This window comes from Kribbella sp. NPDC003557 (assembly GCF_040610805.1).
Classification (GTDB): Bacteria; Actinomycetota; Actinomycetes; order Propionibacteriales; family Kribbellaceae; genus Kribbella.
In genome coordinates this window covers 479,961-492,115 of sequence record NZ_JBEXMY010000001.1, presented here as the reverse complement: position 1 = coordinate 492,115, position 12,155 = coordinate 479,961, and the positions used below count along the sequence as shown (strand labels likewise).

Here is a 12,155-nt window from a genome sequence, read left to right as displayed (position 1 = left end):
GTCCGGCTGTGAGGGCGGCTACCGGCGCGAGATCCTGCGGTTGAGGGAGAACAACCGTCCCAGGATCGGCATCAGGACGATGTTCACCCCGTGCAGTACGCCGATGATCAGCAGGATGCCGCCGATCCGGCGGGCCTCGAAGCCCGCCTGTTCGGCGGTGGCGAAGATCGACCAGTTCTCCCGGGGCTGGAAGCTGACGGTGAACAGGATGTACGCGATGAAGATCAGGTAGTACACGATGTCGGTCAGGACGATGTAGCTCTTGCCGGTCTGCGGGTTGTCGTGGAAGACGTCGGCGGCGTACGCCCGGCCGAAGCGCTTGATGAACGGGCCGAGCCACAGGGCCAGGCCGATCAGCAGTGCGTCGGTGAACAGTTCGAGGATCCACCACTCCAGCAGCAGCTGCCCGGACCCGGTCCGCGGTGCGAAGACCGCGACGATTGCCGCGAGCAACAAGATTGCCAGGACCAGCGTCGCGACGGTGCGGACGATCCGGCGCCGGCGGATCCGGTCGTCGGCGATGCTGCCGAGCACGCGCTCGAACAGGTCCGGTGCCGGCGGGCGGGTGGCCGCCGGGTCCAGTGCGTCGTACAGCCGGCGTTCGACCTCGGAGGGTTCGCCGGGAGTTTCGGGGCGTCGTGTCATCCCTGGACCTCCAGAACAGACTTCAGCGACCGCAGGCCGCGTTGCAGGTGGGTCTTGACCGAGTTCGGCGACAGGCCGAGAGTGCCGGCGATGTCGGCGACGGACAGTTCGAGGTAGTACCGCAGGACCACGCAGTCGCGCTGCCGACGCGGGAGCGCGCGCAGGGCGGCGACCACCTCGCGGCGGCTCTCGTCCTCGGCCGCGTGGTCCTCGGCCGACCGGTCGTCCGGATCGGCCGGCAGCCGGTGCCGCAGGGACACCAGGCCGCGCCGGTTGTGGTCCCTGGCGAGATTGATGACGATCGAGCGCAGGTACGCCGCCGCGCGGTCCTGGTCGTGGATCCGGTGCTGACTGCGGGCCAGCCGGAGGAACGCCTCCTGGACGAGATCCTCGGCCGCCGTCCGGTCGTCGACGAACCAGCGCGCGAGCTGGACGAGGCGCGCCGCCTCCGCCCGGAACAGCGTGACGACCAGCGCATCGGTGTCCCCTCGAACGCCGACGGCCGGCAGGTCCGCAGCCGCATCCATAGCCCCCATCACCTCTACGGACGGATGAGCCGGCGGAGCGGGTGACACGGCAACGAATCTTCTTCCGGTGTCACCCGTTCCGCGGCGCTGTGCCGTCTGTCGTTGTGATCCGTGCAACCAGCATCGGCTATCGAGGGGGAGTCATGACAGGTCTGAAGCTTTTCGCGACGACGGCGGTGCTCGCCGCCGTCACACTCGCCACCGCTCCGGCCGCGGCGGCGTCGGACGTTGTCACGGAGCACGGCGCGCTCCGGGATCTGGCGCCGGCGGCGACAGGCCCGTTCGACGGTGCCCACGCGGTGCTGGTGATGGTGTCCGACGACGGGCACACCGGCGTACGGCTGAACCTCTACGGCATCGACCGATCGGCCGCGGACCGCACGTTCGGTGCGCACCTGCACGTGGGTCCGTGCGTCGCGGGGAACGGCGCCGCGGCGGGGCCGCACTACAACACCGATGTCCTGGCAGGCCGGGTGCCGCCGAGGATCGACGAGACGACCGAGGTCTGGCTCGACTTCACCGCGACCGGCGGCGGCACCGGACACGCCTCCGCGCGCGTCCCGTTCGTCCCGGCGCCGGGCAACCGCGCGATCGTGATCCACCAGGAGCCCACCGACGACCACGGTGCGGCCGGCCCACGCCTGGCCTGCCTCCCGGTGTCGTGGTGAGCGTGCTGCGCTCGGCGGCCGCCGGACTCGGACTCGGCCTCGCGTGGGGCGTCGCGGCCCGGGTCTGGATGCGGCTGATCTCGACCGAACCCGAGTTCACCTGGGCCGGAACGCTTGTCATCCTCGCGCTGACCGGCGGATCAGGTCTGCTGCTCGGGGTTCTGTACGGCCTCCGCCGCGCCGGCCGGTCACGCTGGTGGCGGATCCTCGCCGCTCCGTGTCTGCTCACGTTCGCCGGCCCCGGCATCCTCTTCCTCCCGGCGTTCCTCCTGGGCGGCCTGCTCCACCTTCGTCACCGGTGGGCGCGCATCATCGGTGCCGTCGGTATCGCGCTGGGCGAGCTCGCGCTCTGGGCCTTGAGCAGGACCGACCCGGTCAATCCCTGGTACCTGTACGGCGGTTTTCTGGTGCTGTCCCTCGCGCTGTCGGCCGGCGGCGCCGAGCTCTACCGGCCCCGCCCCTTCGTCAGAGCGCGGCGACCTGTGTCTCCAGGTCGCGCAGAGCCTGGAGGAAGGCTTCGGAGAATGTCGGGAACGGCTGGATGACGTCGAGGAGGACGGGGAGCGGGACCTTCGCGCGGATGGCGAGGGTGGCTTGCTGGAGCCATTCGCCGGCTTCCGGGCCGACGGCGTACGCGCCGGTGAGCAGGGTTCCGTCCGAGACAAGGCTCAGGAAGCCGGGCTGGGTGTCGTAGGAGCGCAGGTACGTCGCGGTTCGTGGCACGCCGGACAGTTGGACGGTAGCCACGAACGCGCCGTCCGCGGTGCCGACGGACGCGGCCTGGGGGTAGCAGTACACGACCCGCGGCACCGCTTGGTAGCTCGCCGTCCGGGGCGTGCCGAGAATGTTGCTTGCGGCAACGCGTCCCTGGTACTCGCCGACATGCGTCAACTGCCACAGGCCGGTGACGTCGCCGATCGCCCAGACGCCGGGCGCTGCCTGGAGCGTGTCGTCGACCGGGATGCCGCGCGGGTCGGGGTCGATGCCGACGGTCTCCAGCCCGATGCCCTCGACCCGCGGCCGGCGCCCGGTCGCGACCAGGACCCGGTCGCCGGTCACCTGCGTCCCGTCGCTGAGCTCGACGACGTACGTCGATCCCGCCAGCGTGACGCGCTCCGCGCCGGTGCCGGCCCGGACGTCCACGCCGTCCGTGCTCAGCGCGGTCGCGACCGCCTCGCCGACCGCTCGCGGTTCGCGGGGGAGCACGTGCTCGCCGCGCTCGAGCAGCGTGACGGCCGCGCCCATCCGGGCCAGCGCCTGACTCATCTCGACGCCGGTCGCCCCGCCGCCCAGCACGATCAGCCGGTCCGGCACCTCGACCATCCCGGTGACGTCGCGGTTCGTCCACACGCCGGGCAGGTCCTGCAGCCCGGGGACCGGCGGGATCACCGGGTCGGCGCCGGTCGCGACCACGATCGCGCCGGCGGTGTACGTCCGGTCGTCCACCGTGACGTTGTGCGGACCCGCGAGCCGGCCGTGACCGCGCAGCACGTCGATCCCGGCGCCCTTGGCCCACGAGACCTGACCGGAGTCGTCGTACCCGGAGACCATGAAGTCCCGCCAGCCCAGGGCCGCAGGCACGTCGAGGGAACCGGTGACGGCTTCCCGGGCACCGGGCGCGTCGAGTACCTCGGCCAGCGCCTCGCCGGGTCGCAGCAGGGTCTTCGACGGGATGCACGCCCAGTACGAGCACTCGCCGCCGAGCAGTTCGCGCTCGACGACGGCGACCCGCGCGCCGCCCTTGGCCAACGTCGCGGCACAGTGCTCGCCCGGTGCCCCGGCGCCGAGCACGATCACGTCGTACTCGTCCTTGCTGTCCATCTCGCACTCCCTTCGGTTGCGTCCAGCGTGGCGTGGACCAGGCGGCCGCCGGGCCAGTGACTGTCCCTGGTCCGCACCGACCAGGGACCGTCACGGGGGTGGTGGCCGCCCGGCGAGGCGGATCGTGGAACCGGGAGCATCCACGAGCCGGAGGCTGGAGATGGAATTTCTCGTCACGATGACGACCCGGGTACCGGACGGAGTCACCGACGCCGAGGTGGCCGGCGTCCGCGCCCGCGAGGCCGCGCACTCCGCGGAGCTGGCAGAGCAGGGCAGTCTGAAGCGGCTGTGGCGCCCGCCGCTGGCCCCCGGGGAGTGGCGGACGCTCGGTCTGTTCGAGGCGGACGACGCCGCGGCCCTGGAGACCGTCCTGGCCTCGATGCCGTTGCGGATCTGGCGGACCGACGAGGTGACCGAGCTGTCCCCGCACCCCAACGACCCCGGCACGGCCTCGTGATGGCGGCGAGGTACGGGCCGGCGGCCGGTGGGGCGTCGTACGCCGGGGTGGCGGTGCGCGGGCGGACCGGGGCCCTGCTGGTGGCGGCGACGGTGCTCGCCTCGATGGTGGGCTTCATCGACGCCTACATGGTCAACGTCGCGATCCCCGCGATCGGCCGCGACCTCGGGACCGGCGTGAGCGGGCTGCAATGGATCCTGACCGGCTACCTGGTGACGGTCGCGTCGCTGCTTCTCCTCGCCGGCGCCCTGGCCGATCACTTCGGCTGGCGCCGCCTTCTGATGGTCGGCCTGGTGGTCATGCTGATCGCGTCGTTGTGCTGCGCGGCTGCCCCGAACACCGCGGCGCTGATCGTGGCCCGGGTCGTGCAGGGCGCCGGTGGGGCGATGGTCGTGCCCAGCAGCCTGGCCTTGCTCAACGGCACCCTGAGGCCGGCGGACCGTGCCAAGGGGATCGGCATCTGGGCAGGTCTGTCGACCCTCGGTACGACGCTCGGCCCGTACGGCGGAGGCTGGCTGGTCGACCACGGCTCCTGGCGGTACGTGTTCCTGCTGAACGTCCCGCTGATAGCAGCTGCCTTGTGGGTCCTGCGCGACGTACCGGAAGTCAGCCGCCCGCGCCGGGAGCTCTCGGTCGACCTTCTCGGCGCTCTGCTCACCGTCGTCGGACTGGGTGGCGTGATCTACGCGCTGACAGCCGGACCTGCCGCCGGATGGGGGAGCGCGAAGGTGCTGGTCCCGGGTGCTGTCGGGGTGGTCTGTCTCGCCGTACTGGTGCCGGTGGAGCAGCGACGGGCGGCGCCCATGCTGCGTACGGCGCTCTTCCGGATCCGCCAGTTCGTCGCGATCAACGCCGCGACGATCCTGTTCTACGGCGCGCTGTCCGCGGCGAGCTATCTCGTCGTACTGCAGTGCCAGCTACGGCTCGGCTACAGCGCCACCGAGGCGGGTGCGGCGCTCATCCCGGAGTCGGCGGTGTTCCTGCTCGTCTCGCCGCTCGCCGGCGGTCTGGTGGCCCGGGTGGGTGTCCGCTGGCCGATGACCATCGGCATCCTGATCGTCGCCGGTGGATTCGCGTGGTTGTCGGCGGCGAGCCCGGGCGAGAGCTACCTGCGCGCGATCCTTCCGGGCGCGCTGTTGTGGGGCCTCGGCATCGGGCTGACCGTCGCGCCGCTCACGGCCGGCGTACTGGCCGCTGTCGACGACGCCGACCTCGGCGAGGCGTCGGCGATCAACGACGCGGCGTCCCGGGTCGGGGGCGTGGTGCTGATCGCGCTCGTCCCCGCCCTGCTCGGAGTGGGCGGTTCGGACGACCTCGTCCAGCCATTGGCGCAGCGGTACCAGGCGGCGATGCTGGTGATGGCGGCCCTCAGCGTCGTCGCCGCGCTGATCACCCTCGGGTTCGTCGCCCGCGGCCGCCCGCCCGCCACCCAACTGCCGGCGACGCCGCGGGTGCACGGCTGCGCCGTGCCGGTGTCCACCTGACCTGATGAACTGGAGAAGCACGATGACCGGAAGTCTCGACGGGCAGCTCGTGGTCGTGATCGGCGGAAGCTCGGGGATCGGACTGGCGACGGCCCAGCAGGCCCGCGGCGCCGGTGCTCGCGTCGTCGTCACCGGCCGGAACGCCGAGCGGCTCGCCAACGCCGCCGCGGAGGTCGGCGCCGAGAGCGCGCCGATGCTCGACCTGGGTGATCCGGACCGCCTCGCACAGGTCTTCGCGGAGCTGCCCGCGGACCTCGACCACGTCCTGGTCAGCGGCGGCGGGCCGTTCTACGCACCGATCGCCGACCTGGACTTCGACGAGGCGCTGCGCGTCTTCGACGAGGATCTGGTCGGGGCCCTGCGGATCGCGAAACTGTGCATCGGACGGGTGCGCGCCGGTGGCTCGCTCACCTTCATCAGCGGTACCGGCGCGCGCCGGCCGGGCGTCGGCCTGAGCGTCGCCGCGATCGGGACCGTCGCACTCCAGGCGATCGCCGCCAACGCCGCGCTGGAGCTCGCCCCGATCCGGGTGAACGCCGTCGCCGCCGGGTTCGTCGACACGCCGCTGTCGGCGCGGCTGCTCGGCGATCAGCTCGAAGAGCGCCGGGCCGACCTGCGGGCCACCTTGCCGATCCGGCGGGTGGTCGGGCCCGACGACGTCGCGGCGCTGATCCTGCACCTGATGACGAATACCGCGCTCACCGGCGCGACGTACGACGTCGACGGCGGTCAGCAGCTGCTGCGGCACTAACCGGCTGCCTCGCTGACGTCCGGCAGTGCGTCCCGCAGCTGTCTGCGTGAGCTGATGGAGAGCTTGTCGAAGATCTTGCGGAGGTGCCATTCGACGGTGCGGGGGCTCAGGAAGAGTCGGCTGCCCACCTCGGGGTTCGACAGGCCGTCGCGGACCAGCAGTGCGATCTGGAGTTCCTGCGGGGTGAGCTCGTCATTCGTGGCCGGTCCGTTCGCCCGTCGGCGGACTGTCTCTCCGGTCGCCTGCAGCTCGCGACGGGACCGCTCGGCGAAAGCAGCCATGCCGATCGACGAGAACAGGTCGTACGCCGTACGCAGCTCCGCCCGCGCCTCTCCACGGCGCGTGCGGCGCCGCAGCCACTCGCCGTACAGCAGGTGTGCACGGGCCAGGTCCGGGCGCAGCCTGGTCCCGGTGAGTTGCTCGATCGCCTCGACGTACGCAGCTTCCGCGGCCGGGCCGTCGTCCAGCAGAGCCCGGGCGCGTGCCTCGATACCGCGACCCCAGCGCTCGTCGGTGTCCTGTGTCTTCTCCCGCAGTTGGCCGAACGCGGCGGCGGCTTCGCGCGGGCGTCCGCTGCGGACTGCCGCTTCGACCTGCTCGCTGAGTGCCCACGAGGACACGAACAGCTCCGGCGTGTCCTCGCTCGCGGACACGGCCCACGGCAAAGCTTCGTCGTGGCGGCCGAGGCCGTTCAGGACGACGGACCTCGCCCAGCGCGCGTACTGCGCCGCCGTGCCCTGCCCTCCGGCGATCGCGCTCTCGATGGTCTCGTCGATCAGGGGGAACGCCTCGTCCGGGAGCCCGCGCAGCGCGGCCAGCACCAGCCCGCCGTACGGCAGGACGTGCGCGCCGGTCGCCTCGCGGACCGCGTCGGCCTCGGCCCGCAGCGAGGTCGCCTCGGCGAAGTCGCCGGCCAGCGCGACGACCTGGCCGAGCACGTTGACGCCGACCGCCAGGACTGCGAGCGCTCCGGCACCGCGCGCCACCTCCACCTGCCGGGTCGAGGTCGACAGGCACGCCTCGAAGTCCCACGCGGTGGCCGCGGCCGCGGTGGCCAGCCAACCCCAGCGCAGCACCTCCTCGACCGACGCATCCTGATCACCGAACGCCCGGGCAGCCTCCTTGAGCAGAGGCACCGCGGCAGGACGACCTTCGGCGAAGAGCAACGCGAACCCGTCCAGGAGGACGTCCGAACTGCGCGTCGACGCCTTCGGCCGGGGTGCTGCCTCGGCCGCCAGTGAGACTTCGCGCAGACCCGCTTCCGTGGCCAGTTGACCAGCGAACAGCGCGGCGCTCCAGGCGTCGAGGTACGTGTCGCGGGCGAGCCGTACGTCGAGCGGCTCGAGCGTCCTGGCCGCGCGCAACAGCAGCCCGGGCGCGTCTGCGCCGCGTTGCTGCGCGTACGCCGCCTCGGCGCGGAGCAGATCGATCCGGGCCCGCCCGAGGTCGTCGATCTTCCCCGCCTCGGCCGTCGCCAGCAGCGCCCAGGCGGTCCCGAACGCACCGGCCTGCAAACTGGCCTGGGCGCCCGCGAGCGCACGCTCGGTACGACGGACGGGGTCGCGGGTCAGGGCGACGGCCCGCTGCAGGAAGGCAGCCGCGGCGGCGAAACCGCCCCTGGCCTGAGCGCGGTCGGCGGACCGCTCCAGCTCGAGGGCGACCCCCTCGTCAGGTCCGGTCGCGGCGGCGGCCAGATGCCAGGCGCGCCGGTCGGGATCGGTCGCCGAGTCCGTCGCGCCGGCCAGCGCCAGATGCACCGCGCGCCGCTCGATCTCGGAGGCCGATCCGTACAGCGCGGACCGGACCAGCGGATGGCGGAACGTGACCCGCTCGCCCAGGCTCAGCAGCCCGTCGATCTCGGCGAAGACCGCCTCGATCCCGAGCTGGTCGGCGGCCCGCCGGACGAGGACCGGATCGCCGATCGGCTCGGCCGCGGCGACCAGCAGGAGTTGCCGGGTCGGCGCGGGCAGGGTGTCGGCCTGCCGCAGGAAACTCTGCTCGATCCGCCCGGGCAGACCCTGCCCGCCGAGCAGGCCGAACCCGGCCGCGAGCTGGGTCGCGGTCAGGCCGCGCGGCAGTTCGAGCAGAGCCAGCGGGTTGCCGCCGGTCTCGGCGACGATGCGGCGGCGGACCGGCTCGTCGAGCAGGAACTCGACGGCCGAACCGAGCAACGCCTGGGCCTCGTCGGCCGGTAGCCCCTCGACCCGGAGCTCCGCGAGACCGTGGAACTCGACACCGATCTCGCGGGCGCCGAACAACAACCCGACCGCTTCGGCGCCGGTCCGGCGGGCGACGAACCCGAGCACCTGCGCCGTCGCCGTGTCGAGCCACTGCACATCGTCGACGACCACCAGGACCGGCTGTTCCCCGGCCAGGTCCGAGATCAGGCTGAGCACCGCGAGCCCGACCATGAAGCGGTCCGGAGCAGGCCCGGGCGCCAGCCCGAACACCGTCGCGAGCGCCCGGCGCTGTGGCTCGGGGATCCGGTCCAGACGGTCCAGCAGCGGCGCGCAGAGCTGATGGAGCGCCGCGAACGCCAGCTCCATCTCCGACTGGACGCCGACCGCGCGCAGCGTGCTGACGTCCGCTGCCGATTCGGTCGCGTAGGTCAGCAGCGCGGTCTTGCCGACCCCGGCCTCGCCCAGCACAACCAGGACCCGGCTCCTGCCGCTGCGGACGTCGGTCAGTAACTGGTCGAGGACGGCCCGTTCCGGCCGCCTGCCGAGCAGTCTCGCAGGTTGCGTCCGCCCCGCCCCCAGGCCGCGGAACCCGTCTCCACGTTCCACCGTCCGCCGCCCTTCGCGGTACGCCTACGACGCGCCGAGTCCGTCCCGCCGCAGTCTCCCGAATCGCTCCAGCCTAAGACCGCGACTCCGCTTCCGGAAGCAGCGCCCGACCGCTGCGCGGGCCGGGAGAATGGTGCGATGACTGTTCTCGAGAGGTTCTCGCTGGCCGGGCGAACGGCGCTGGTGACAGGTGGATACCGAGGGCTCGGCCGGGCCTTCGCGGCGGCGCTGGCCGAGGCCGGGGCGGACGTGGTGATCGGGGCGCGCGACGCCGCGGCGTCCCGGCAGGCCGCTGATGAGCTGGCCGCTGCGACGGGCCGTACGGTGGTCGGCGTCGGGCTCGACGTGAACGACCGGGACTCCGGCCGGGCCGCGATCCGGGCTGCGCTCGACGCGACGGGCCGGTTCGACATCCTGGTCAACAATGCCGGGGCGTGCGTCCACCGGCCGGCTCTCGACGTACCGGACGACGAGTGGGACGAGGTGTTCGCCACGAACGTCGACGGCCTGTGGAAGCTCAGCCAGGAGGCCGCGCGGCATTTCACGACCGTCGGCGGCGGCACGATCGTCAACATCGGGTCGATCTCGGCGCAGATCGTCAACCGCCCGCAGTGGCAGCCGGCGTACAACGCGTCCAAGGCGGCGGTCCATCAGTTGACGAAGTCGCTCGCGGCGGAATGGGCGCCGTTGAACATCCGGGTGAACGCGGTCGCGCCCGGTTACGTGAAGACCGAGATGGCGCCGGTCGACGAGCCGCAGTTCAAGGCCCGCTGGATCGACGACGCCCCGATGCAGCGCTACGCCGTACCCGAGGAGATCGCCCCGACCGTCGTGTTCCTCGCCTCGGAGGCCTCCAGCTTCATGACCGGTTCGGTACTCGTCATCGACGGCGGCTACACGCTGCACTGACCAATTGTGGTGTGGTGCGGCCGCCCGCATCACCCGCTTCTGGGGCATCTCCTGAGTTGGTACCTGTGGGGGAGCTGATCCCCTCCTGCGAGGGAGGTCCCGGCGCGGGCGGATCGCGAGGATCGTGGGCATGAACCTGATCAAGAAGCTCGCCGCTCTGACCGTTGTCGCCACGACCGCCGTGGCCGGGATCTCCACCGCGCAGGCCGAGCCGGGCAAGCCGAAGGTGGCCCGGGTGTCCGGCGGCGCCGACTTCATGCTGCCCTTCGGCCCCGACGACGACGTCCGCCACTTCGACTTCGACGCCACGGCCGCGCCGTACAGCCGGCCGATCCCCGGTGCGCCGATCGGGCTGCCGTCCGACGCGAACGGGACGGTGAAGATCTCTCACTACGTCGCGGCCTGGAAGAAGACCATCCGGGCGGAAGGGACGGTGGACTGCCTGGTGACCGCGCCGGGTGTCGCCTCGCTCACCGCGAAGATCACCAAGGCGGACGAGCCGGTCCAGGACTGGGTCGGCAAGCGACTGGGCTTCAGCGTCCAGGACAACGGCCGTCACGACCGCGTGGGGTTGTCGTGGACCGTGGTCAATCTGCAGCAGGGCGCCTCTGGTCAGTGGGAGGAGGCACCGGTCGGCACCTGCATGGCGCCGGCGCCGTTCGCCCCGGTGACCAAGGGCGACTACAAGGTCCGGCACGTCGATCTGCCCCCGTTGCCCCGCGGCTGAGCTCAGCTCGGAGGCAGGCCCAGCACGCCGCGGACCGCGCGCACGGTCAGCTCTCTGTCGTGCGGCGGTCCGCCGACCGCGGCGGTGACCCCTTCGAGGGCGCCGAGGTACGCCGACGCGACCGCGCGCGGCGGCGGGCCGGCCGGGATGGAGCCGCTTCGCCGTCCTCGGGTGATCAGCTTGGCGATGGTGTCCTTCAAGGGCAGCATCAGTTCGGTGAGCGCCTTCGTGACGGCGTGGTCGCGGCCGGCGAACTCGACCCGCAGACTCATCAGCACCGCGGCGACGTCCTTGCGGCAGTACGTCGCGTGCGCCCGCGCCGTCCACAGCAGCCGCTCGGCCGGGTCGGCGATCGCCTCCGCGGGATCGCCGACCTCGGCGCGCCACGTGCGACTCACCCAGTCGATGACGGCCAGCGCGAGCTCCTCCTTGTTCGCGAACAGGTGGTACAGCGCGCCGCGGGTGTAACCCGCCTCCCGCGCGATGTCGTCGAGCCGCACGTTCCCGTAGCCGTACGTCGAGAATCCGCGCGCCGCGGCCTCGAGCAGTTTGTTCCGCGTCAACTCGATCCGCTCCGCCTGGGTACGCCGCGTCATACCATCATCATACATTCACGCATGTATGTATGTGTGAGCCAGCTCGCGTTGCCCGGAATGTCGGGGCGGGCGTAGCTTCCTGAGCATGAACGAAGATTCCGGAGAACCCGCCGTACGGAAGTTCTACGACAGCCTGACCGCACACGAACCGGCCGGCGTCGAGCTGCACTGCGAACCGGACCGCCGACTCCCGGTGGCACCGAACGAGTTCGTTGTCCTGGGCCACTATCGCGGTGACGGCTGGCGGGCGCCGTTCGCCCACGTCCTGACCACGAAGGACGGCAAGATCCTGTCGTTGCGGCAGATCACCGACACCCGCTGCTGGCCCGACCTGATGGCGGCGTCATGAACGCGACCGCGTTCCGGGTCGGTGCGATCACCTGGGTCGTCACGGGTGCCGGTCACACCGTGCTGAGTTTCTTCCTGCCCAGTGATCCTGAGCTGGATGCGGTGATGCGGGAGAGCCAGATCCAGATCGGCCCGCTGGACCTGAACGCCGAGTCACTGCATCGCGGTGTAAGCCTCGTCATGGGTCTGGCGGTCATCGTCGTCGGCGCTCTGCTGTGGATGATCGCCAACACACTCCGGACGACTCCGGACCGCCTACGCCCGTTCGGCGTCGTCGCGCTCGTCGCAACAGTCCTGGCGCTGGCGATCGCCGCGCTGTGGGTCCCCGGCCCGCCCCTGGTGACCTTCTCCATCGCCACCATCGCCTTCTGCACCGCGCTGTTCGCGAGGCAGCCCACCAAGGCAACGGCTACTAGCTAGCCCCGGCCAACGCTTC

At 71.8% G+C, this 12,155-nt stretch carries 14 protein-coding genes; 9 read left to right on the top strand and 5 right to left on the bottom strand.

What is annotated here, in order from left to right; genetic code table 11:
* Positions 1-18: 18 nt before the first annotated feature.
* Positions 19-645, bottom strand: a complete 627-nt coding sequence (locus ABZW60_RS02410) for a hypothetical protein (protein WP_355473204.1) — start codon at positions 643-645, stop codon at positions 19-21.
* Positions 642-1,172 carry a sigma-70 family RNA polymerase sigma factor gene (locus ABZW60_RS02405; protein ID WP_355473202.1) on the bottom strand — a complete coding sequence of 177 codons (531 nt, stop codon included), beginning with the start codon at positions 1,170-1,172 and terminating at the stop codon, positions 642-644. Before ABZW60_RS02405 ends, ABZW60_RS02410 begins: the two co-directional genes overlap by 4 nt.
* A 143-nt stretch (positions 1,173-1,315) precedes the next feature.
* On the opposite strand from ABZW60_RS02405, the gene ABZW60_RS02400 reads away from it, so the two are divergent.
* Entirely contained in the window at positions 1,316-1,840 is a 525-nt protein-coding gene (locus ABZW60_RS02400; protein ID WP_355473200.1) for a hypothetical protein, read from the top strand.
* Entirely contained in the window at positions 1,837-2,385 is a 549-nt protein-coding gene (locus tag ABZW60_RS02395) for a hypothetical protein (RefSeq protein ID WP_355473198.1), read from the top strand. The genes ABZW60_RS02400 and ABZW60_RS02395 overlap by 4 nt, the downstream gene beginning before the upstream one ends.
* Here ABZW60_RS02395 and ABZW60_RS02390 read toward each other — a convergent pair.
* Positions 2,306-3,661 (bottom strand): NAD(P)/FAD-dependent oxidoreductase, encoded by a 1,356-nt coding sequence (locus tag ABZW60_RS02390; protein WP_355473196.1) that lies wholly within the window; start codon positions 3,659-3,661, stop codon positions 2,306-2,308. The genes ABZW60_RS02395 and ABZW60_RS02390 overlap by 80 nt on opposite strands.
* Positions 3,662-3,821: 160 nt before the next feature.
* Between ABZW60_RS02390 and ABZW60_RS02385 the strand changes: the two genes are divergently transcribed.
* The 3 genes from ABZW60_RS02385 to ABZW60_RS02375 are packed head-to-tail and all read left to right on the top strand — an operon-like array spanning position 3,822 to position 6,353.
* A complete protein-coding gene (locus tag ABZW60_RS02385; RefSeq protein WP_355473194.1) occupies positions 3,822-4,118 on the top strand; it encodes a muconolactone Delta-isomerase family protein in 297 nt (98 codons plus the stop codon).
* Entirely contained in the window at positions 4,118-5,602 is a 1,485-nt protein-coding gene (locus ABZW60_RS02380; protein ID WP_355473192.1) for a DHA2 family efflux MFS transporter permease subunit, read from the top strand. Before ABZW60_RS02385 ends, ABZW60_RS02380 begins: the two co-directional genes overlap by 1 nt.
* A gap of 22 nt (positions 5,603-5,624) precedes the next feature.
* On the top strand, positions 5,625-6,353 hold the full coding sequence (locus tag ABZW60_RS02375) for an SDR family oxidoreductase (protein WP_355473190.1): 729 nt from the start codon (positions 5,625-5,627) through the stop codon (positions 6,351-6,353).
* Here ABZW60_RS02375 and ABZW60_RS02370 read toward each other — a convergent pair.
* The gene (locus tag ABZW60_RS02370) at positions 6,350-9,139 is read right to left on the bottom strand and encodes an AAA family ATPase (RefSeq protein WP_355473188.1); all 2,790 of its coding nucleotides are present in this window, start codon (positions 9,137-9,139) and stop codon (positions 6,350-6,352) included. The two genes, ABZW60_RS02375 and ABZW60_RS02370, sit on opposite strands and share 4 nt — an antisense overlap.
* Before the next feature lie 138 nt (positions 9,140-9,277).
* Between ABZW60_RS02370 and ABZW60_RS02365 the strand changes: the two genes are divergently transcribed.
* Both ABZW60_RS02365 and ABZW60_RS02360 read left to right on the top strand, forming a co-directional pair.
* The gene (locus tag ABZW60_RS02365; protein WP_355473186.1) at positions 9,278-10,048 is read left to right on the top strand and encodes a glucose 1-dehydrogenase; all 771 of its coding nucleotides are present in this window, start codon (positions 9,278-9,280) and stop codon (positions 10,046-10,048) included.
* 130 nt (positions 10,049-10,178) lie between these two features.
* Positions 10,179-10,775 carry a hypothetical protein gene (locus tag ABZW60_RS02360; RefSeq protein WP_355473184.1) on the top strand — a complete coding sequence of 199 codons (597 nt, stop codon included), beginning with the start codon at positions 10,179-10,181 and terminating at the stop codon, positions 10,773-10,775.
* Positions 10,776-10,777: 2 nt separating this feature from the next.
* On the opposite strand, the gene ABZW60_RS02355 is transcribed toward ABZW60_RS02360, so the two are convergent.
* Complete coding sequence (locus tag ABZW60_RS02355; RefSeq protein ID WP_355473182.1) at positions 10,778-11,371, bottom strand: TetR/AcrR family transcriptional regulator; 594 nt, start codon at positions 11,369-11,371, stop codon at positions 10,778-10,780.
* 85 nt (positions 11,372-11,456) lie between these two features.
* On the opposite strand from ABZW60_RS02355, the gene ABZW60_RS02350 reads away from it, so the two are divergent.
* Both ABZW60_RS02350 and ABZW60_RS02345 read left to right on the top strand, forming a co-directional pair.
* On the top strand, positions 11,457-11,720 hold the full coding sequence (locus ABZW60_RS02350; protein WP_355473180.1) for a hypothetical protein: 264 nt from the start codon (positions 11,457-11,459) through the stop codon (positions 11,718-11,720).
* Positions 11,717-12,139 carry a hypothetical protein gene (locus ABZW60_RS02345; protein WP_355473178.1) on the top strand — a complete coding sequence of 141 codons (423 nt, stop codon included), beginning with the start codon at positions 11,717-11,719 and terminating at the stop codon, positions 12,137-12,139. Before ABZW60_RS02350 ends, ABZW60_RS02345 begins: the two co-directional genes overlap by 4 nt.
* Positions 12,140-12,155: the final 16 nt, after the last annotated feature.

Bases quoted from the DNA above. Each gene is read 5' to 3' on its own strand.
- ABZW60_RS02385 (WP_355473194.1), top strand. From the start codon at position 3,822: ATGGAATTTCTCGTCACGATGACGACCCGGGTACCGGACGGAGTCACC.
- ABZW60_RS02375 (WP_355473190.1), top strand. From the start codon at position 5,625: ATGACCGGAAGTCTCGACGGGCAGCTCGTGGTCGTGATCGGCGGAAGC.
- ABZW60_RS02390 (WP_355473196.1), bottom strand. From the start codon at position 3,661: ATGGACAGCAAGGACGAGTACGACGTGATCGTGCTCGGCGCCGGGGCA.
- ABZW60_RS02350 (WP_355473180.1), top strand. From the start codon at position 11,457: ATGAACGAAGATTCCGGAGAACCCGCCGTACGGAAGTTCTACGACAGC.
- ABZW60_RS02360 (WP_355473184.1), top strand. From the start codon at position 10,179: ATGAACCTGATCAAGAAGCTCGCCGCTCTGACCGTTGTCGCCACGACC.
- ABZW60_RS02345 (WP_355473178.1), top strand. From the start codon at position 11,717: ATGAACGCGACCGCGTTCCGGGTCGGTGCGATCACCTGGGTCGTCACG.
- ABZW60_RS02410 (WP_355473204.1), bottom strand. From the start codon at position 645: ATGACACGACGCCCCGAAACTCCCGGCGAACCCTCCGAGGTCGAACGC.
- ABZW60_RS02365 (WP_355473186.1), top strand. From the start codon at position 9,278: ATGACTGTTCTCGAGAGGTTCTCGCTGGCCGGGCGAACGGCGCTGGTG.
- ABZW60_RS02405 (WP_355473202.1), bottom strand. From the start codon at position 1,172: ATGGATGCGGCTGCGGACCTGCCGGCCGTCGGCGTTCGAGGGGACACC.
- ABZW60_RS02380 (WP_355473192.1), top strand. From the start codon at position 4,118: ATGGCGGCGAGGTACGGGCCGGCGGCCGGTGGGGCGTCGTACGCCGGG.
- ABZW60_RS02400 (WP_355473200.1), top strand. From the start codon at position 1,316: ATGACAGGTCTGAAGCTTTTCGCGACGACGGCGGTGCTCGCCGCCGTC.
- ABZW60_RS02355 (WP_355473182.1), bottom strand. From the start codon at position 11,371: ATGACGCGGCGTACCCAGGCGGAGCGGATCGAGTTGACGCGGAACAAA.